This is a genomic window from Autumnicola edwardsiae (assembly GCF_031846505.1).
In the GTDB taxonomy this organism is placed as follows: Bacteria; Bacteroidota; Bacteroidia; order Flavobacteriales; family Flavobacteriaceae; genus Autumnicola; species Autumnicola edwardsiae.
On record NZ_JAVRHP010000323.1, the window covers coordinates 1 to 385 of the forward strand.

Sequence of the window (385 nt, forward strand, 5' to 3'; positions counted from 1 at the left end):
GGTTACAACGTATCGACCTATGCCGGGGGAATGGATGAAGATGAATTAGCTGAAAAGATAAAAGATGTTTCTGTTTTGGGAATCCGCTCTAAAACGCAACTGACCAAAAAGGTGCTGGATAACGCACAACGGCTTATCGCAGTTGGGGCTTTTTGTATTGGGACCAACCAGATAGACCTGGAAGAATGTCTTAAAAAAGGAGTTGCTGTTTTTAACGCTCCCTACAGTAATACCCGTTCTGTCGTAGAACTGGCAATTGGAGAAATTATTCTTTTAATGAGAAACCTGCCAGACCGTATCTCCGAAATGCACCAGGGGAAATGGAACAAGTCTGCTTCCGGAAGTTACGAGATTCGCGGCAAAAAACTGGGAATTGTAGGTTACG

At 43.9% G+C, this 385-nt stretch carries 1 pseudogene; it reads left to right on the forward strand.

Annotated elements, in window-relative coordinates:
* Positions 1-385 (forward strand): annotated as a pseudogene (locus RM529_RS17870) (phosphoglycerate dehydrogenase); the annotation flags it as partial.